General features: G+C 64.5%; 19 protein-coding genes. 4 read left to right on the top strand and 15 right to left on the bottom strand.

The window, feature by feature from the left end; all coding sequences use genetic code 11:
• Positions 1 to 12 precede the first annotated feature (12 nt).
• The gene (locus ACSR1C_RS09025; RefSeq protein WP_460259205.1) at positions 13 to 948 is read left to right on the top strand and encodes a LysR family transcriptional regulator; all 936 of its coding nucleotides are present in this window, start codon (positions 13 to 15) and stop codon (positions 946 to 948) included.
• Here the strand turns inward: ACSR1C_RS09025 and ACSR1C_RS09020 are convergent.
• The 6 genes from ACSR1C_RS09020 to ACSR1C_RS08995 form a co-directional block, all read right to left on the bottom strand.
• Entirely contained in the window at positions 927 to 1,667 is a 741-nt protein-coding gene (locus ACSR1C_RS09020; RefSeq protein WP_460259206.1) for a peptidase, read from the bottom strand. The genes ACSR1C_RS09025 and ACSR1C_RS09020 overlap by 22 nt on opposite strands.
• A 26-nt stretch (positions 1,668 to 1,693) precedes the next feature.
• The gene (locus ACSR1C_RS09015) at positions 1,694 to 2,500 is read right to left on the bottom strand and encodes a transglutaminase family protein (RefSeq protein ID WP_460259207.1); all 807 of its coding nucleotides are present in this window, start codon (positions 2,498 to 2,500) and stop codon (positions 1,694 to 1,696) included.
• 4 nt (positions 2,501 to 2,504) lie between these two features.
• The gene (locus ACSR1C_RS09010; protein WP_460259208.1) at positions 2,505 to 3,446 is read right to left on the bottom strand and encodes an alpha-E domain-containing protein; all 942 of its coding nucleotides are present in this window, start codon (positions 3,444 to 3,446) and stop codon (positions 2,505 to 2,507) included.
• Positions 3,447 to 3,452: 6 nt separating this feature from the next.
• Entirely contained in the window at positions 3,453 to 4,880 is a 1,428-nt protein-coding gene (locus ACSR1C_RS09005) for a circularly permuted type 2 ATP-grasp protein (protein WP_460259209.1), read from the bottom strand.
• Between the two features lie 111 nt (positions 4,881 to 4,991).
• Positions 4,992 to 5,432: a D-aminoacyl-tRNA deacylase gene (dtd, locus tag ACSR1C_RS09000; protein ID WP_460259210.1), complete on the bottom strand. Its 441-nt coding sequence runs from the start codon at positions 5,430 to 5,432 to the stop codon at positions 4,992 to 4,994.
• Positions 5,429 to 6,352 carry a carbohydrate kinase family protein gene (locus tag ACSR1C_RS08995; RefSeq protein WP_460259211.1) on the bottom strand — a complete coding sequence of 308 codons (924 nt, stop codon included), beginning with the start codon at positions 6,350 to 6,352 and terminating at the stop codon, positions 5,429 to 5,431. Before ACSR1C_RS08995 ends, dtd begins: the two co-directional genes overlap by 4 nt.
• 155 nt (positions 6,353 to 6,507) lie before the next feature.
• Here ACSR1C_RS08995 and ACSR1C_RS08990 point away from each other — a divergent pair, with 155 nt between their 5' ends.
• On the top strand, positions 6,508 to 6,927 hold the full coding sequence (locus ACSR1C_RS08990) for an Hsp20/alpha crystallin family protein (protein ID WP_460259212.1): 420 nt from the start codon (positions 6,508 to 6,510) through the stop codon (positions 6,925 to 6,927).
• Between the two features lie 9 nt (positions 6,928 to 6,936).
• Here ACSR1C_RS08990 and ACSR1C_RS08985 read toward each other — a convergent pair whose 3' ends face one another.
• The 8 genes from ACSR1C_RS08985 to ACSR1C_RS08950 all read right to left on the bottom strand — a co-directional run bounded on the left by ACSR1C_RS08985 (position 6,937) and on the right by ACSR1C_RS08950 (position 14,914).
• On the bottom strand, positions 6,937 to 8,043 hold the full coding sequence (locus tag ACSR1C_RS08985; protein ID WP_460259213.1) for a primosomal protein N' (replication factor Y) - superfamily II helicase: 1,107 nt from the start codon (positions 8,041 to 8,043) through the stop codon (positions 6,937 to 6,939).
• Positions 8,044 to 8,094: 51 nt separating this feature from the next.
• Positions 8,095 to 9,216, bottom strand: a complete 1,122-nt coding sequence (locus ACSR1C_RS08980) for an SPFH domain-containing protein (protein WP_460259214.1) — start codon at positions 9,214 to 9,216, stop codon at positions 8,095 to 8,097.
• Entirely contained in the window at positions 9,216 to 10,004 is a 789-nt protein-coding gene (locus ACSR1C_RS08975) for a hypothetical protein (protein ID WP_460259215.1), read from the bottom strand. Before ACSR1C_RS08975 ends, ACSR1C_RS08980 begins: the two co-directional genes overlap by 1 nt.
• Positions 10,004 to 10,924, bottom strand: a complete 921-nt coding sequence (locus tag ACSR1C_RS08970; RefSeq protein WP_460259216.1) for a DUF2927 domain-containing protein — start codon at positions 10,922 to 10,924, stop codon at positions 10,004 to 10,006. The genes ACSR1C_RS08975 and ACSR1C_RS08970 overlap by 1 nt, the downstream gene beginning before the upstream one ends.
• Positions 10,925 to 10,960: 36 nt before the next feature.
• Positions 10,961 to 12,154, bottom strand: a complete 1,194-nt coding sequence (locus ACSR1C_RS08965; protein ID WP_460259217.1) for a toxic anion resistance protein — start codon at positions 12,152 to 12,154, stop codon at positions 10,961 to 10,963.
• Between the two features lie 4 nt (positions 12,155 to 12,158).
• Complete coding sequence (locus ACSR1C_RS08960; protein WP_460259218.1) at positions 12,159 to 13,070, bottom strand: 5-bromo-4-chloroindolyl phosphate hydrolysis family protein; 912 nt, start codon at positions 13,068 to 13,070, stop codon at positions 12,159 to 12,161.
• A 150-nt stretch (positions 13,071 to 13,220) separates the two neighbouring features.
• Positions 13,221 to 14,045: a TerC family protein gene (locus ACSR1C_RS08955; RefSeq protein WP_460259219.1), complete on the bottom strand. Its 825-nt coding sequence runs from the start codon at positions 14,043 to 14,045 to the stop codon at positions 13,221 to 13,223.
• A 74-nt stretch (positions 14,046 to 14,119) separates the two neighbouring features.
• Complete coding sequence (locus tag ACSR1C_RS08950) at positions 14,120 to 14,914, bottom strand: pseudouridine synthase (RefSeq protein ID WP_460259220.1); 795 nt, start codon at positions 14,912 to 14,914, stop codon at positions 14,120 to 14,122.
• A 76-nt stretch (positions 14,915 to 14,990) separates the two neighbouring features.
• On the opposite strand from ACSR1C_RS08950, the gene ACSR1C_RS08945 reads away from it, so the two are divergent.
• Together ACSR1C_RS08945 and ACSR1C_RS08940 are read left to right on the top strand one after the other, a co-directional pair.
• Positions 14,991 to 15,470 (top strand): nucleoside deaminase, encoded by a 480-nt coding sequence (locus ACSR1C_RS08945; RefSeq protein WP_460259221.1) that lies wholly within the window; start codon positions 14,991 to 14,993, stop codon positions 15,468 to 15,470.
• Positions 15,471 to 15,549: 79 nt separating this feature from the next.
• Entirely contained in the window at positions 15,550 to 16,008 is a 459-nt protein-coding gene (locus tag ACSR1C_RS08940) for a DsrE family protein (protein ID WP_460259222.1), read from the top strand.
• A gap of 25 nt (positions 16,009 to 16,033) precedes the next feature.
• Here ACSR1C_RS08940 and atzF read toward each other — a convergent pair whose 3' ends face one another.
• Entirely contained in the window at positions 16,034 to 17,830 is a 1,797-nt protein-coding gene (atzF, locus tag ACSR1C_RS08935) for an allophanate hydrolase (protein WP_460259223.1), read from the bottom strand.
• Between the last annotated feature and the right edge of the window lie 16 nt (positions 17,831 to 17,846).

Genomic DNA, 17,846 nt, shown 5'->3' with positions numbered 1-17,846 from the left:
GGAAAGATACATATGCGACACCTGAATTTATATCGTGCCCTGCGCGAGGTCGTGCGCGAAGGATCGATCAGGAAAGCCTCTGAAAAACTTGCGATTTCCGCCTCTGCGTTGAACCGGCAGATCCTTGCGATGGAAGAGGAGCTTGGCGTGCCGTTCTTCGAACGTCTGGCCGGCGGGGTGCGGCTGTCCACGGCCGGAGAGATATACTTTAGTCAGTTTAATAGGCATCTTGCTGAAATAGACCGCGCTGGCGAAACTGTGTCCGATCTGTCCGGTGTGCGGGTCGGTCATGTCCGTGTCGCCGTGAGTCGACCGCTGGAACGGGGCCTGTTGCCCGACGCGGTGCGCAACTTCCGGGCCGATCATCCGCGGGTCAGCTTTACCCTGACCCCGGTGGCGCCGGGGGAATTTTCCGAGCTGCTGCTGGGGGATGATGCCGATCTGGCGCTGATCGCGCAGCCGCAATATCACGATGGGGTCGAAACCCTGACCTTCGAGGAAATGCCGGTCTTCGCGGTGGTGGCCCGCGCGGCGGCGCAGGGGCGGCGCGCGCTGTCCCACGCCGATCTGATCGATATGGACCTGATCCTGCCGCCCGGTCAGGCCGGGCTGCGCGCCCATTTCGACCTGACCTTCAAGCGGCTGCGCAGCCCGCTGTCGCCGGTGGTGGAAAGCGCGCAGTTGCTGCCGCCCTGGCCCGGTGGTGACAGGATCCGCCCCAGCGCGCAGCTTTGCCTGGCGCCGGTCATCAGCCGCAGCTGGCTGACGGCGCATGACGCCTGTGTGCTGCCGCTGCCCCGGTTTGCCCCGGCGCGGGTGGTGCTGTGCAAGCGCGCGGGCCGGGTGCTGCCGGTGGCGGCAGAGAAATTCGCGATGCAACTGGCCGCGGAATTACAGACTGGCGGCGGGGTCGGTGACTGCGCCGATCAGGACGAGCCGATCTCGTAGGGCGGCAGGCTGTCGAAGGCCATTTTCAGCGCATCGCCCCAGCCTTCCGAAATCGTCCTGAAATAGGCGTCGCGCTTTTCGACCCGGTGAATCTCGCCCGGTTGCAGGCTGTTGGTCTTGTAAATCTGAAAATCCAGCGGCAGCCCGACCGACAGATTGGCCTTTATCGTGCTGTCGAACGACACCATCAGCAGCTTCACCGCGTCGGCGAAGCTCATGTCGGGGTCATAGGCGCGCACCAGGATCGGGCGGCCGTATTTGGTTTCGCCGATCTGAAAGAACGGCGTGTCCTCGGACGCTTCGATGAAATTGCCCTCGGGATAGATCAGGAACAGGCGCGGCTCGCCCACACCGATCTGGCCGCCGACGATCATCGTGGCATTGAAGGCGGAATCGGCGCGCTGGCCAGCCTCGGCATGTTCGGCGATCACCTCGCGCAGGGTGTCGCCGACCAGACGGGCCACCTGAAACATCGAAGGCTGTTCCAGGATTGACGGGTTACGCTCGCCCGGGGCCTTGGTGCGTTCGTCCAGCAGGCTGATGACCGATTGGGTGGTGGCCAGATTGCCCGCCGTCATCACGGTGATCACCGCCCGGCCGGGGACCGACCAGCACTGCATCTTGCGGAAGGTGGAAATGTTGTCCATCCCCGCGTTGGTGCGGGTGTCGGACATGAACACCAGACCGGAATGGAGCCGCAGGCCCACGCAATATGTCATCAATCGCTCCTGAGGGCGGGGGCCGCCTATTGCTGTTGGACCTGAATTGCCACCGACAGCGTCTCTGTCCCGTGGTCCCCGATCCGAAGACCCGATATCGGTGCGGCTTCCTGATAGTCAAGCCCGGTGGCCACACGAATATAGCGTTCATCCGGGCAGATCCCGTTCGACACATCGAAACCGATCCAGCCGATCCCGTCCAGATGGGCCTCGGCCCAGGCGTGGCTGGCATCCTGATCGATCCGGTCGTCCATCAGCAGATACCCCGACACATAGCGCGCCGGAACCCCCATGGCGCGCGCCGCGGCGATGAACACATGCGCGTGGTCCTGGCACACGCCGTGGCCTGCGGTCAGGGCGTCCTCGGCGCTGCTTTGGGCATTGGTGTGGCCGGTCGTATAGGCCACGGCCTCCAGCACCCGGTCCGACAGCATGTGCAGCCGGGTCACGGGGTCGTCCACCTCGCTCAGCAGGCCCTTGGTCAGCTTGCGGGTCAGGTTGCCGGCGCGGGTCAGGTCGGTGGCGCGCTCGAAATACCACAGCGGGGCAAAGCCCGCATGTTTGCCGGTCACGCCGTTGGTGTCGAAGGTCTCGACCTCGCCGACGCAGGTGATCGTGATCTCGTGGCCTTCGCCGGAAAAGCTGATCAGGGTGACATGGTTCATGTGCTGGTCGTCGAATTCCAGCTCTTTGCGGCCACCGTCGACGGCGATTTTCCAGTTCAGCACATGCTGGGCCGGGCGGCCTTTGGGGGTCAGCCGCAGCTCCTGCAGCCCGTAGGAAACCGGGCGCTCGTAGCGATAGGTGGTGCAGTGCGTGATTTTCAGGCGCATCTCTCTATCCGTAGAATCGGAAATCTCGTTCAACCTGAGCGCCCAGGGCGGCGTTGTCACGCAGGAACCCAGTCAGGAACTCGTGCAGGCCGGTGTCGAACACGGTGTCGATCGAGGTCCGGGTCAGACAGGCCTGCAGAGTCTCGGCCAATTCAAGGCATTTATACTCGTTGCCATATTGCTGTTCCAGATAGCTCAGATTGCCGGTGAGTTTGGACAGGCAAAAGGCCAGCGAGCGCGGCATACGCCCGTCGAGGATCAGGAATTCGGCGATCCCGCGGGGCGAGGCATCGGGCCCGTTGAGCCAGCGATAGGCGCGCTGCCCCGCGACGGAACGCAGGATCGTTTCCCACTGCACATTGTCCAGCGACGATCCGATCTGACTGACCGAAGGCAGCAGTACGTAATATTTCACGTCCAGAATGCGCGCGGTGTTGTCGGCGCGTTCCAGAAACGTGCCGATCCGCGAGAAATCGAAAATGTCGTTGCGCAGCATGGTGCCGTGCAGCGCGCCGCGCACCAGTGCGCTTTGCTGCCGGATCATGCCCAGGATGCCGGGCAGGTCTGGCTCGCGCACCGGGCGGCGCAGCGCCTCTTTCAGGTTCATCCAGCTTTCGTTGACCGCTTCCCAGACCTCGCGGGTCAGGGCGGTGCGGACCATGCGCGCGTTATTGCGGGCATGTTCGACCGCCGACAGAACCGAGGACCCGTTGGTCTTGTCGCGCAGCAGGAAATCGATCACCGCCGCGCCGTCGAATTCTTCGTGCCGCTCCAGATAGGCCTCGCGCACCCCGGCGGTTTCCACCACCGAGGCCCATTCGTCCTTGGCCGAATCCGGCCGGGTCAGGGCGATGCGAAAGCCTGCTTCGATCAGCCGCGCGGTGTTTTCCGAGCGCTCTAGATAACGGAACATCCAAAAGAGTCCGCCCGCGGTCTTGCCCAGCATTTCAGGTCACTCCCCCAGAACCCAGGTGTCTTTCGTGCCGCCGCCCTGGCTGGAATTCACCACCAGCGAGCCTTTCTTCAGCGCCACCCGCGTCAGTCCGCCGGGGGTGATGTCGATCCGGTCGGGCGACACCAGAACATAGGGCCGCAGATCCACATGGCGCGGCGCCAGCCCCGATTTGGTCAGGATCGGTACCGTCGACAGCGCCAGCGTGGGCTGCGCGATATAGTTGCCCGGCTTCGCCATCAGCTTGGCGCGGAACGCGGCCAGCTCTTTTTTCGACGCGGCAGGCCCTACCAGCATACCGTACCCGCCCGAACCATGCACCTCTTTCACGACCACCTCGTCGAGGTTGTCCAGCACATAGGCCAGCGCGTCGGGTTCCGAACAGCGCCAGGTTGGCACGTTTTTCAGGATCGCCTTTTCGCCGGTATAGAATTCCACGATGTCGGGCATGTAGCTGTAGATCGCCTTGTCGTCGGCAATGCCGGTGCCCGGCGCGTTGGCGATGGTGATCCCGCCCGAGCGGTACACATCCATGATCCCCGGCACGCCCAGCAGGCTGTCGGGGTCGAAGGTCAGCGGATCCAGAAACTCGTCGTCGACCCGGCGATAGATCACGTCGATCGGGGTATATCCGCGCGTGGTGCGCATCGCGACCCGCCCGTCCACCACCCGCAAATCGTGCCCTTCGACCAGTTCGACCCCCATGTGGTCGGCCAGGAAGGAATGCTCGAAATACGCCGAATTGTGGATGCCCGGCGTCAGTACCGCCACAACCGGCGCGCCATTGGCGCGGGGCGGGGCGCTGGCGACCAGCGACCGGCGCAGGCGGCTGGGATAGTCCGACACCTCCTGCACCTTGATCTTGCTGAACAGCTCGGGGAACATCTGGAGCATCGTCTCGCGGTTTTCCAGCATGTAGGACACGCCCGACGGGGTGCGCGCATTGTCTTCGAGCACGAAAAAGTCATCCTCGCCGGTGCGCACCAGGTCGACGCCGACGATATGGGTATAGACATTGCCCGGCGGGGCGACGCCGATCATCTGCGGCAAAAACGCCTCGTTCTGCGCGATCAGCTGTTCGGGGATGCGGCCCGCGCGCAAAATTTCCTGCCGGTGGTAGATGTCATAGAGGAAGGCGTTGATCGCCCGTACCCGCTGTTCGATACCCTTGGTCAGCTTGGCCCATTCGCGCTCTGATATAATGCGTGGCACGATGTCGAACGGGATCAGCCGCTCATCGGCTTCGGCCTGGCCATAGACGTTGAAGGTGATGCCGGTGCGGCGAAAGAACGTCTCGGCCTCGGCCGACTTCTTTTGCAGACGCTTGAGGTCTTCGTTCGCGAACCAGCCGTGGAAATCCGCATAGGGGGCGCGCGGGGTCCCGTCCGGGTTTTGAAGCTCGTCGAAAAACTGTGCGTTCTCTTCCATGTGCTCCACGTTAAGATATTGTGAACCGGCTGCAACAACTGGCAGCAACGCGGCGAAATCGGTGGTGATTTTATTTGGTGGTGGCAGGGCGTTTGCACAAAAAATGTGCGCCTACCCATCCAGCCATAACGTCACCGGCCCGTCGTTGATCAGCGAGACCGCCATATCCGCGCCGAACTGCCCGGTCCGGGTCGGGATGCCTTCGTGCTGCTGCATCCGGGCGGCAAAGAATTCATACAACGCACGGCCCGCTTCGGGCGGGGCGGCGGCGGAAAAGCCGGGCCGGTTGCCGCGTGACGTGTCGGCGGCCAGCGTGAACTGGCTGACCACAAGGGCCGCGCCGCCGGTGTCGCGCAGCGACAGGTTCATCTTGCCGGCCGCATCGCTGAAAATCCGCAGCTTGGCGATCCGGGCGGCCAGTTTCGCGGCTTGCGCTTCGGTGTCGCCGGTCATGGCGCAGACCAGAATCAGCAGGCCGGGGCCGATCTGGCCGATCACCGCGCCATCCACCCGCACCGCGGCTTCGGTGACGCGCTGGACCAGCGCCCTCATGCCAGTTCTGCGGCCCAGGGCGGGTTGGCCCCGGCGCGCGAGACGGTGATGGCGGCGGCGCGGGTCCCCAGCGCCAGCGCGGCCTGCATCGTCCCGGCGCCGATCCCGGCCAGCGCGGATTTGTTCAGCTTTCCCGCAGCCTGAAGCGCGGCCAGAACGCCTGCGTTGAAGGTGTCGCCCGCGCCCACCGTATCAACGACCTGAACCTGTTGTGACGGCAGGAACACGCCTTCGCCCGCGCCAAAGGCGCTGGCGCCGCGCGCGCCTTCGGTGATGAATACCAGCTTGGGTCCCTTCGCAAGCACGCCATGCGCCAGCTGCCCGATCTCGCCCTCGCCTTCCAGCCAGCGCAGATCCTCGTCCGACAGTTTCACGATATCGGCCAGCGCAATCAGCCGGTCCAGCCGGGCGCGATAGCGGGCCTCGTCGGTGATGAAGGCGGGGCGGATATTGGGGTCTATCATGGTGACACGGGACGCGGATTCGCGCGCCATCAGCGCCTCATAGGCCGCGCCGCAGGGATCGGCCACCAGCGAAATACCCCCGAAAAACAACGCCTCGACCGCGTCGGGCAGGGGGGGCAGGTCGGCCTCGGTCAGCATCCGCCCGGCAGTGTTTTCATCATAGAAGGCATATCGCGCATGGCCGTCCTCCAGCTGTACGAAGGCCAGCGTGGTGGGCCGGTCGGCGGTGACCGTCAGGCTGGCATCCACCCCGGCCTCGGCCAATGCCGCGCGCAGCCGGTCGCCGAACATGTCCGATGACAGCCCCGAGAACAGCCCGACCGGCGCGCCCAGCCGTCCCAGGGCGATCGCGGTGTTGAACACCGCGCCGCCGGGATAGGGCGCGAAAGCCGGCTCATCCGCCGGGGTGCGGCGCGGCAGCATGTCGATCAGCGCTTCGCCACAGCACAGTATCATCGGCGCGTATCCGTCCAGATCATGCCCCAGCCATAGCGCGCGCGGGCGCGTCGTGCAATCGCGGCACCCGCCGCTTGACGCAGGTCAACGACACATCCGCCTGTGGGCAGCAAGGTTTCGCCCATCGCCACAGTTTTCGGAAAAGGAGATCCCACATGGTTGAGAAATCCCACACCAGCGGCTTCTGGCCATCGCTTTACGATCCTTTGCGCAGCGTGGGCACACGGCTGGCCGAATGGCTTGCGCCTGCCGCCGACGCGTCGGCGGCCGAGGATGCCTACCGCATCACCGTCGAATTGCCGGGGGTGGCAGAGGAAGATATCCACCTGTCGCTTGAGGATGGGGTGGTCACCGTGAAGGGCGAAAAGCGCAGCGCACGCGAAGAGGCGGGCGAGACCTGGTTTTTCAGCGAACGTCAGTATGGCAGCTTCTCGCGCAGCTTCCGCCTGCCACCCGATGCGGATGCGGGCGGGATCAGCGCCGATCTGAAGGACGGGGTGCTGGCGGTGACGGTGCCGAAAAAAGCGCCGCGCACCGGGGGCGGCGGCAGCCGAATCCCGATCACGACGGGCTGATCTTGCGCCCTATTGCTGGTTCTGGGCGATGAAATAGCCCACGATCCCGGCCACGATCGCCCCCGCCACCACGGCCAGGGCGATTTTCCAGGCCGACCAGGGCCGTTCGCCCTGTACCCGTCCGGTGCGGCCATTGACCACGAAGCGATAGGATTTGCCGCGGTATTTATAGGCGGCCAGCCAGACCGGCAGCAGGATATGCTTGAAGGTGATATCGGAAATCGCGGTGTCCAGCGCGTGGATGCGTTGCCGGTCGCCGCCGATGTCGAATTTCACGTCCCGCTCGATCACCCGGTCCATATGGGCGCGGGCCTCGGAAAAGCCGTCGGTCAGTTCGACCGTATATCCCTCGGCCCGGAACCCGGCCAGGTATTCGGGGCTATAGGGTTCCAGCGCGGCCAGATCCCAGGGTTCCAGCGCGTCGGTAAAGCGTTTGGGCAGGCTGCGCGAGGCCAGCACCAGCACATCGTCGAAAAACCGCGCCACCCGGCCCGATTTGGGCCGCCAGCGCACCTTTTGCACCCGCACGGTTTCACGCTTGCCGTTGCGCATCACTGTGCGGGTTTCGTAATAGACCGTGCCGTGTTCGCCGCGATAGGCGGTGCGGGTGTCGGCGTCGAACGTCCAGTAGGGCACATAGATGCCCTGCATCCTGCGGCCCTTGCGGGCGTAGTCCTGCAAGCCCCCGGGGGCAAACCACAACCGGCCCAGCCAGTCCGTCATCGCGCGGCGGGCGGTGGCCTCGTCCAGTGCGAAGGGCAGCAGCGCGCGGGGTTTGATATGGCGGTGGGTGCCGGTGTCGGTGACCACGGGCGTGGCGCAGAACGGGCATTCGGCGGCGTGGATGTCGCCGTCGAATTCGACCTGCGCGCCGCAATTGGGGCATGACAGGACGCGGGTTTCCTCGATCTCGGCCTCGGGCAGTTGTGCCTCGAGCGCGGCGCGGAAATCCAGCTCGCGGATCGCGGGCAGATGCGCGGCGGCTTCGGCGATCGGCTGCGTGTTGCCGCAGTGATCGCAGATCAACTGGCTGCTGTCGGGGGCAAAGCGCAAATCCGCGCCGCACTGGTCGCAGGGAAAGCGGTGCTCTTCGGGGGCGGGGGGCGGCGCATCCAAGGGGTCATGCCTCCGGCGGGAGTATTTGGGCCAAGAAGAAGGGGCGGCGGGTTACACGCCCGGCGGCGGGGGCGGCGGCAGGATGGTGAATAGCTGTGCCAGTTCGGCCACGTCCTCGGCCTCTTTCCAGCCGTCCTGACCGGCGGTCCAGACATAGGACTTGCGGCTCAGGCCGCCCTCGGCCGCCATGCGCCCCAGATCGGCGCGCGAGAACGGCCCCTTGGTGGCGCCGTTTTCGGCGATGTGCCAGACATGCTCGACCGGCGGGGGCGGCGGCGCGGGTTGCGCGGCACGGGCCGCGGGCACGGCGCCCCAGGGGCCCTGCTGTGCCATCTGCCCGGCCATCGCCATGCCCAGACCGGCGCCCAGCCCGGCGCCCATGCCGCCGCCACCTGACGGGTTGCGCGCGGCGGCGGTCATCGCCTCGGCCGCCGAATATTGGGTGAACCTGCCCAGATCGCCCGCCAGCCCCATCGAGGTGCGTTTGTCCAGCGCCTCTTCGACCGCCGGGGGAAGCGAGATGTTTTCGATGTAAAGCTCGGGCATCGACAGCCCGTAGCCATCCAGCGTGCCGCTGATTTCGGCGGCCACCAGCTTGCCCAGATCGGCGGTGTTGGCGGCCATGTCCAGCACCGGAATGCCCGACGCGGCGATCACGCGGGAAAATTCCTGCACGATGATGTTGCGGATCTGAAAGCTGATCTCGTCCATGGTGAATTCACCGTCGGTGCCGACGATTTCGGTCAGGAACCGTGCGGGATCGGTCACCCGCACCGAATAGGTGCCGAAGGCGCGGATGCGGGTCGGGCCGAATTCCGGGTCGCGCAGCATGATCGGGTTCTTGGTACCCCATTTCAGATTGTTGAACCGGGTCGTGTTGACGAAATAGATCTCGGACTTGAAGGGCGATTTGAACCCGTGATCCCAGTGCTGCAGCGTGGTCAGCACCGGCATGTTGTTGGTTTCCAGCATGTAAAGGCCGGGGGTGAACACATCGGCCAGTTGGCCTTCGTGGACGAACACCGCGGCCTGGCCTTCGCGCACCGTCAGCTTGGCGCCGTATTTGATTTCATGCCCTTCGCGTTCGAACCGCCAGACCATCGTGTCGCGGCTGTCATCGACCCAGTGGATGACGTCGATGAATTCACCGGAAAGGAAATCGAAAATACCCATTATTTTTCCTCGCTTGCGCGCACAGCCGAAATCCACTCGGCCCGTTCGCGCTGATACTCTGACTTAGTTTGGGTGATGCACCGAAATGGCTTATGGTCAGATTGTGCATCTTCGGCAGCTTTGGCAAGTTTTTCACTAGCTTGGACTAGGCGCGACATCAGGCCTTCATCCGCCCTTTGCGCCGTCAGTTCCCGCACGTCTACGAATTGTATGCTTTCATACTTCACGCCGTCGATATCGAAGTATTCAACAGAGAATTCAATCTTTGGAATTGGAGGGTTGGCGAGTAGCTCGTGGCCAAGCCCAAAATTATATGAAACCGAAAAATCCTGAGGGATCGTGCGAATCGGATACTTTAATTTAGCAAAGTCCGTAATAATACGCTGCGGGACAAATTCTGATATGTCGGATTTCAGAGTTACCATTACGTCTCGTGCCGCCCCTGCCCCTACATTGGTTATTTCCAACGTTGAGAGGATACGCGCGTCTTCACGTTTCCCTAGGTGAACAAGTATTACAGGATCAGTACCTGCTTGTCTGGATTTACGCTGCTCCGTTAGTGCATAGTATGCGATGAAGACCGAAACGGTCGCCACGAGCAAAGTTAAAACGGTAGGCAACAGTTCGACAACTTCTTGCCGGGTGGGGGACTGGTCGAAGAATGAGAACCCAACATAAAGTAGGCAGAATGAGAGAAATCCGACAGTAATACCCAGTGCGAATTTTCCGTCCCCAATCAGAACTCGCCAATGTGATGGAGACACTTTTCTAGTTCTCGGGGTTCCCATTAGACATCGCCTCCCATCAGTTCGGCGGCCAGGACCCGGACGATCGGGCGGGCCTCGTCAGGGGTCATGCCGGGCTGCAGGCGCGGGTCGTACAGCATTTGCAGCAGCATCTCGTCATGGCCGGTCAGCAGCGCGAATTCCTCGTCATCGTTGAAGATCGAGGGCCGCGCGGCGGGGCTGTCATTGGCCAGGCCCATGCCCTGGGCCAGTTCTTCGTGGATGCACGACAGGCGCAGCGCGTCAGGCTGTTCGGCCCGGATCACCGCCACCGCCCGCGAATAGGTCGAGGCGGTGTCGCGCGAGAAGGCGAAGACCGTGCAGAAGGTCGAGCGCGGCATCGCGGTGACCGACCGCACCAGGGACGGGCCGATCCCCGGCACCAGCTGTTGCAGGCGCGGGCCGATGGCGCGCCGCTCGTCCTCGTTCAGCATGAGGACGTGGAAATTGGCGTTCTGCGACGACGAGGTCATGCTGATCGGCAGGCCGCTGACCCGCGACAGCCGGCGGACATAGGCGGCGATGTCGGCGCGATCCTGGCGGCGCTGTGCCTCGGGCACGGTTTTGCCGAAGATCACGTTCATGCGCACCGGATTGTCCCAGCGGCGCAGCCTGCTTTCGGTCTGGCGGGCGACGATCAACCCGCCGCGGGTGTCATATTCGTCATAAAGCGCGATCTGGACGAAATTCTCGACCAGTTGCCGCTGCGAGACCGGTACATCGGGCCCGCCGCCATCGGTGCGCATCAGCCCGCGCGACAGCAGATCGGCCTGCACCCGCGCATAATAGGCCGCGACCGCCTTGCTTTCGGCGGATTGCTCGGGCTGCGCATACTCGGGCCGCGCCGGGGGAACCGCGACGGGTTCCACCGGCGGCGGCATTTCGCAGGAAGCCAACCCGAAGGCAGCCAGAACCGCGAACACGAAAGGGGTCTTGCGCGCTATGGCGGCCTCCCGCGATCAGGCGTGGGGCACGGCGGTGCCGGCGGTATCGCCAACCCCGTCGCGCCGTGCCTTGGCAGAGGCCAGCGTGTCGCGCAGCTCTGCCTCCATTTTTTTCAGTTCCTGCTCTGCGGCGGCGCGCTTGGCCTTGCCTTCGTCGGCGATTTGCAGGCTTTCCTGGATCGTGGCGATCAGGGTCGCGTTGGCCGATTTCACCGCTTCGATGTCGAACACGCCGCGCTCCATTTCCTGACGCACCACGCGGTTGGCCTGTTGCAGGTTCTCGGCATTGGCGGTCAGCAGTTCGTTGGTCAGGTCCGACGCGCTGCGCACGGCCTCGGCGGCCTCTTTGCTGCGCTGGATCGTCACCGCCTGGGCCAGTTGGGTTTCCCACAGGGGCACGGTGTTGACGAGGGTCGAGTTGATCTTGGTGACCAGCGATTTGTCGTTTTCCTGCACCAGCCGGATCGAGGGCAGCGATTGCATCGTGACCTGACGGGTCAGTTTCAGGTCATGCACCCGGCGTTCCAGATCGTCGCGGGCGGCACGCAGGTCGCGCAACTCCTGCGCCTTGATCACCTGCTCGTTTTCGGGGGCGATGGCGACATCGGTTTCCTTGGCGGGGATGGTGGTGCCGTCCAGCTCTTTCAGCTTTTCCTCGCCCGCGGCGATATACAGCGCCAGCTCGTCATAGAAATCGAGCGTCTTTTCATAGAGCATGTCCAGCGATTTGACGTCCTTGAGCAGCTTGTGCTCATGGGTCAGCAGGTTGTCGGTGATCTTGTCGATCTGGCCCTGCACGGTTTCGAACCGGGAGATGAACTTGGCGAAGGGGGCCGAGCGGCCCAGCAGTTTTTCCCACCAGCTGCGGTCGCGGCGCACGTCCAGTTCGGTCACCGAAAAGCCGCGAATCGTAGTGACGATATCCTGAAGACTGTCGCCCGCCGGGCCCACATCCTTGTTGCGCACGTCGGTCAGCATCGCCTGGCTGATCACCTGCAACTCGGCCTGCGCGGACGAGCCGAACTCGATGATCGAGCTGCTGTTGCCCATGTCGATCTCGGCCATACGCTTGCGGATGCCGTCCGCCACGGGGGCGGGGGCAGCGTCCAGCGGGACGATTTCGCCCACGGGCTCAGGCAGGATGACGGCGGTTACCTGTTCCACTTCGGCCAGGGCCTGGGCGGCTTTTTCACGGATTTGTTCAGACATCAGTTCATTCCCCATTGTCACGCATGGCCGGGTCCGGGCGCACGCCTTCACGCTGCAATCTTTCGCGCAGCACTTCGATTTCCACATCCAGGTCGGATTTGTCGTCGAGCAGCAGGTCGCTGGTCCGTGCCGCGAAATTCTGCTCCAGATCGTCCAGCAACGCCTCGTAAGCGGTCCGGGCCGCAACATCGCGGCTGCGCGCGTAGAGATCGGCGAACTTGATCGTCGCGTCGCGGGCGCCCAGCAGATAGACCACCAGATACTTGCGCGCCGCGGTCAGGTCGCGCGGGTCGTTTTCCACGGTGCGGAACATGTCGCGCACGGTGGTTTCGAACCGTTCGACCCGGACCTCCAGCGCGCGGTCGCCGGCGCGCATGATCGCGTCCGACATCGCGGCCAGATGCTTTTCGGCCTCGTCCACGGCGCGGGCCACGCGATCCTGCTGGAACGTGTCGATCCCTTCCATGCCCTTGTCGCGCATCGGATCCAGACCGAAGGAAAAGCTGTGCAGCACCGTGCCCAGCACCGCAAAGATGACCGGGTTCAGCAGGCTGCCTTCGGGCGCGAGGCCGGCCAGGAACAGCCCCGCGCCGGTCAGGACCGAACCGAAGATCTTGCGCGGGATCGCCGGGCGGCGGGCGATCTTGCGGGCGTGATAGGCATCCTCGGCCTTCAGCCCCTCGCGCGTCATCCAGGCCGCCAGGATCAGCAGGCCGAACCCCGCCAGCCCGGTGGCCAGCCCCACCGGATCAGAGGTGAAGGCCCGCAGCAACAGCGGGAAGGGCGCCAAAAACAGGAAGTTGACCCGCCCGCCCGCCCGGCTGACCGTCTTGCCGTGGAACGGGTTGCGCGGCGGTCGGGTGCTGTCGGTCTTGCTGCCCTCGGGGCTGAACTTTCCGCCAAATCGCTGGGCCATCACGCGCCCCCCGTCACGGCGACATAGACGATCAGCGCCAGCAGCAGAAAGAACGCAAGCTTTTGCAGGCCGGTTTCCGTCATCATAGCCCCCTCATGAGCGTTGTCGTCCTATATACGGGATGCGACACCCGCGTGAAAGCGCAGTACCTTATGCCTTGCGGCTTTGCTGGGCGTGGCGTTCGGCGTCCAGCTTGCGCGAATAGCCCGATTGCAGGAATTCCACCGCGAACAGCACCAGCACCGCGAAATAGAAGGTGGTCTTGGACATCGGAATCAGCGGGTAGCCCAGGATTTTCAGTTGCAGCGCGTCGTCATGCATCGCATGGGCGGCGGCCGGCCCGGCCTCGCCCAGCAGCACCACGCCGACGATCAGCAGCACGAACAGGCCCAGCACCTCGTACATCCGGTTCTTCTGGATAAACGCGGTCACCCCGTCGGCCAGCAATACCATCGCCGCGCCCGAGGCCAGGATCGCCGTGGCCAGCACCGGGAACACATCGGTGATCGCCAGCGCCGACAGGATCGAATCGAAGCTGAAGACCAGGTTCATCGTCACGATCAGCGCGATGACCTGAAGGCCGGACTTGCCCGCCTTGCCTTCGACATCATGATCCAGATGATCGATCGACAGCATGTGGCTGATCTCCTTGACCGCCGTGTAGATGATGAAGATGCCGCCCAGAATGAAAACGATGGTCGAGAAATTGACCCCGCCTTCCAGCACCCCGACCCAGTTCATCACGAAAAACGGTGCCGACAGCGACTCGATCAGGCGGATCATCACGAAAAGCAGGACCACGCGCAGCGCCACGGCAATCAGGATGCCCCAGAATCGGACGGCCTTTTGCTGCGCGACCGGCGCGCGCTGGCTTTCGATGCTGATATACAGCAGGTTGTCGAAACCCAGCACCGCCTGCAAAAAGCACAGCATCAGCAGGTTGCCGAGGTTTTCGAGTGTCAGAAGATCCGCCATCGCCGCGCGCTCCTTTGGGAAATCCGTTTCGCGCAGCAAGCCATACTGCGGCGGCTACGGCAAGGTGCGGAAAATCATGCTTTTCCCCGTGGACGGCGCGTCACCTTCGGTTTGGGGGTCGCGGCCGGTTTGAACTCGGTGTCCAGGCCCAGCTGATCGCGCAGCACCCGGCCCTTGATCTCCTCGACCGCGCCTTCCTTCAGCTCGCCCAGCCGGAACGGGCCATAGGAAATGCGGATCAGCCGGTTCACCACTAGGCCCACCGAATCCATCGCGCGGCGGATCTCGCGGTTGCGGCCTTCGCGGATGCCGATGGTCAGCCAGGCATTGGCGCCCTGCTGACGGTCGAGCGAGACCTCCATCGGCTGGAACCGCTCGCCATCTATGGTGATGCCCTTGCGCAGCGGCGCCAGCATCCGCTCGTCGGGCGTGCCCTTGACCCGTACCCGGTACCGGCGCAGCCAGCCGGTCGAGGGCAGCTCCAGCCGCCGTTTGATCTCGCCGTCATTGGTCAGCAGCAGCAAACCCTCGGAGTTCAGATCGAGCCGCCCCACCGACATCACCCGCGGCATGTCTTCGGGCAGGGCGTCGAACACGGTCTGGCGGCCCTTTTCGTCGCGCGCGGTCGTCACCAGCCCGGCGGGCTTGTGATACAGCCACAGGCGCGGCGGTTCCGCCGCGGCCAGGGGGACTCCCTCGACGGTGATCTTGTCGGAGGCGGTGACGTTCAGCGCGGGGCTGTCGATTGTCTTGCCGTTCACGGTCACGAGGCCGATCTGAATCATGCGTTCGGCCTCGCGGCGCGATGCGACGCCGGCGCGGGCCAGAACCTTGGCGATACGCTCGCCCGGGGGGGTGTTTGTGCTCATGGCCTTCCTTTACGCGCAAGCGGGGCAAAGCGAAAGCGCCTTGCGCAGGGGCGCGGGGGCGGGGCATGAACGGCGCATGAGCCCCTTTACCAGCCATATGCAGGCCGCCCTGGCCGAGGCCCGTGCCGCCGCCGCGCGCGGCGAGGTGCCGGTGGGCGCGGTGATCGTCGCCCCCGATGGCAGTATCGTGGCCCGCGCCGGCAACCGCACGCGCGAACTGAACGACCCCACGGCCCATGCGGAAATTCTGGCCCTGCGCGCGGCCTGTGCGGCGGCGGGGTCGGAACGCCTGCCGGGGCATGATCTGTATGTGACGCTTGAACCGTGCCCGATGTGCGCCTCGGCGATCAGCCAGGCCCGGATCGCGCGGCTGTATTACGGCGCGGCAGATCCGAAATCGGGTGGCGTGGCGCATGGGCCGCGGGTGTTCGACCATCCGCAAAGCCATCATGTGCCCGAGGTCTATGACGGGATCGGCGCGCAGGCGGCGGCGGCGTTGCTGCGCGCGTTCTTTGCGGAAAAGCGGCCGGGATGCGCCGGGGAACGCGATATCTGAATGGGATAAGGATTGCGCGCCTTCCCTGGGCGCGTCAGGCTGGCCTGGCTTTCAGACGGTGTTTCGCAGGGAGGAAATCATGAAACAACCGATGCTCGGACGCGCCCTTGGCGCGGTACTGGCGTTTTGCGCGATGATCACGTTCAGCACACAGATGGCGCTGGCCGAACCGGCGGCGAAGGTCGCGATCCATGTCGATTCAGACGACGTCCAGACCATGAACATGGCGCTGAACAACGCGGCCAATATCGCCAAATATTATGAAGAAAAGGGCCAGGAGGTGGTGATCGAGATCGTCACCTACGGCCCCGGCCTGCATATGCTGCGCGAAGATACCTCGCCCGTGGCGGCGCGGATCGAAACGATGGCGCTCAGCCATGACAACCTGACCTTCTCGGCCTGCCTGAACACAGTTCAGGCGATGAAGCAGAAGACCCAGACCGATGTGCCGCTGCTGGAAGAGGCGACCGTCGTACCCTCGGGGGCGGTGCGGCTGATGGAGTTGCAGGCGCAGGGCTATGCCTATCTGCGGCCCTGACACCTGACATCACCGGGGCGGGCGGTCAGGCGGAATTCGCCAGATACGCCCGCCAGTCCCCCAGCGCGGAAATATCCTGCGCGCCTTCGGTCCCGGCCGCTTCGCAGATGAAGCCCTTGACCCAGTCGCCATCCGCCAACTCGACCGAACCGATCCCCAGCGGCGCGGGAATGCCGGCCAGGAAACCGCCGACCTGATCCATCGGCAGATCCCATATTTCCATGCCGATGCTGTGGCCGGTACCGGGCGCACGGCGCACCAGGCCGGGGCGCTGCGGCGGGCCGCCGGCCAGCGCGTAAAACCGATAGCTGGGCGCGGTTTCGGCCCTGCGCAGGAACCGGCCGCCACGATCGGTCAACTGCCAGTTCAGCGGCAGGCCCGACATATGCGCGCCGCAGACCGCGATCTGGAACCCGTCTGCTTGCGGTGCGGGCAGGGCAGCCGGGGCGGGCACCGGCCAGCCGGTGGCGCCCAGATTGCGCGCCACGCCCCGTTCAAACAGCCGCGCGACCGATGCCACAAGCCCGTCCTCGCCCGCGCCGGCCAGCAGGGTCACGCTGCCGGGCCGCCCGTCGCTGCGCGGTGCGGTGGGCACGGCGATGCCGCACATATCCAGCAGGTTCACGAAATTGGTGTAGATCCCGAAATTCGAATTCGGCGTGATCGGATCGGCCGCCAGATCCGCGACCGTATAGAAGGTGGGGATTGTCGGCACACACAACATATCAAGCCGGTCGAGTACCGGCAGCGCGACGCGCTTCAGCTCTTCCAGCCGGTAAAAGCCGCGAAACGCATCCGCCGCCGACAGGGTTTCGGCATGGCAGATGATCTGGCGGGTAACCGGGTGCACCGCGTCCGGATCGGTTTTCAGCAAATCCTCGATCACTGTATAGCGTTCGGCCACCCAGGCCCCTTGATAAAGCATGTCGGCAATGGCGTAGAGCGGGGTAAAATCCATCTCTTCGATCTGCGCGCCCTGCTGGCGCAACTGGTCCACCGCCGCATCGAACGCGGCCTGCTGCACCGCATCGCCCAGAAACCGGATCGTATCGGCGCTGGGTATGCCGATACGCAGCCCCGGCGGCACATCGGTCAGCGGGCGGGCGGGGATGTCTTTCGAATAGGCGTCGGCGGGGTCATGGGCGGCGGCCACCGCGAAGGCGGCATAGGCATCGTCGACCCCCAGCGCGAAGATCGAAATCGTATCAAGGGTCCGGCATGCCGGCACCACGCCCGAGGCCGACAGCGCGCCCAGGCTGGGCTTCAGCCCGACGATATTATTCAGCGCGGCGGGCACCCGGCCCGATCCGGCGGTGTCGGTCCCAAGCGCGAAACTGACGATCCCGTGGCCCACCACCACGCCCGATCCGCCCGACGATCCGCCCGGCACGATATCGGGATCGACCGCGTTTTTCGGCGCGCCATACGGGCTGCGGATGCCGACCAGCCCGGTGGCGAACTGGTCGAGATTGGTCTTGCCGATCAGCAGCGCCCCGGCCGCGATCAGCCGCGCCACGACGAAGGCGTCGGCCTTGGCGGTATAGGCATAGGCGGGGCAGGCGGCGGTCGTGGGCATTCCGGCGGCGTCGATATTGTCCTTGATGGCAAAGGGGATCCCCCACAGCGGCCGGGCCGGATCATAGGCGCCCAGCGCGTCGGCGGCGGCCAGCACCGTGTCGCGGTCCGGCAGGTGGATAAAAATCGCCGGGTCGGCCACGGCGTCGATTCGGGCAAAGACCTCCTCCATCACCTGCCGGGGGGTGACGCCGGCGCCGTATGCGGCGCGCAGCGCGGAAAGGGTAAAGGGGGTGTTGCTCAGCATGGGTATGGTCCTTCTG

The organism is Actibacterium sp. D185-2 (assembly GCF_054954595.1).
Note: the sequence above shows the minus strand (reverse complement) of the source record. Positions and strands in the feature narration are given on the sequence as shown.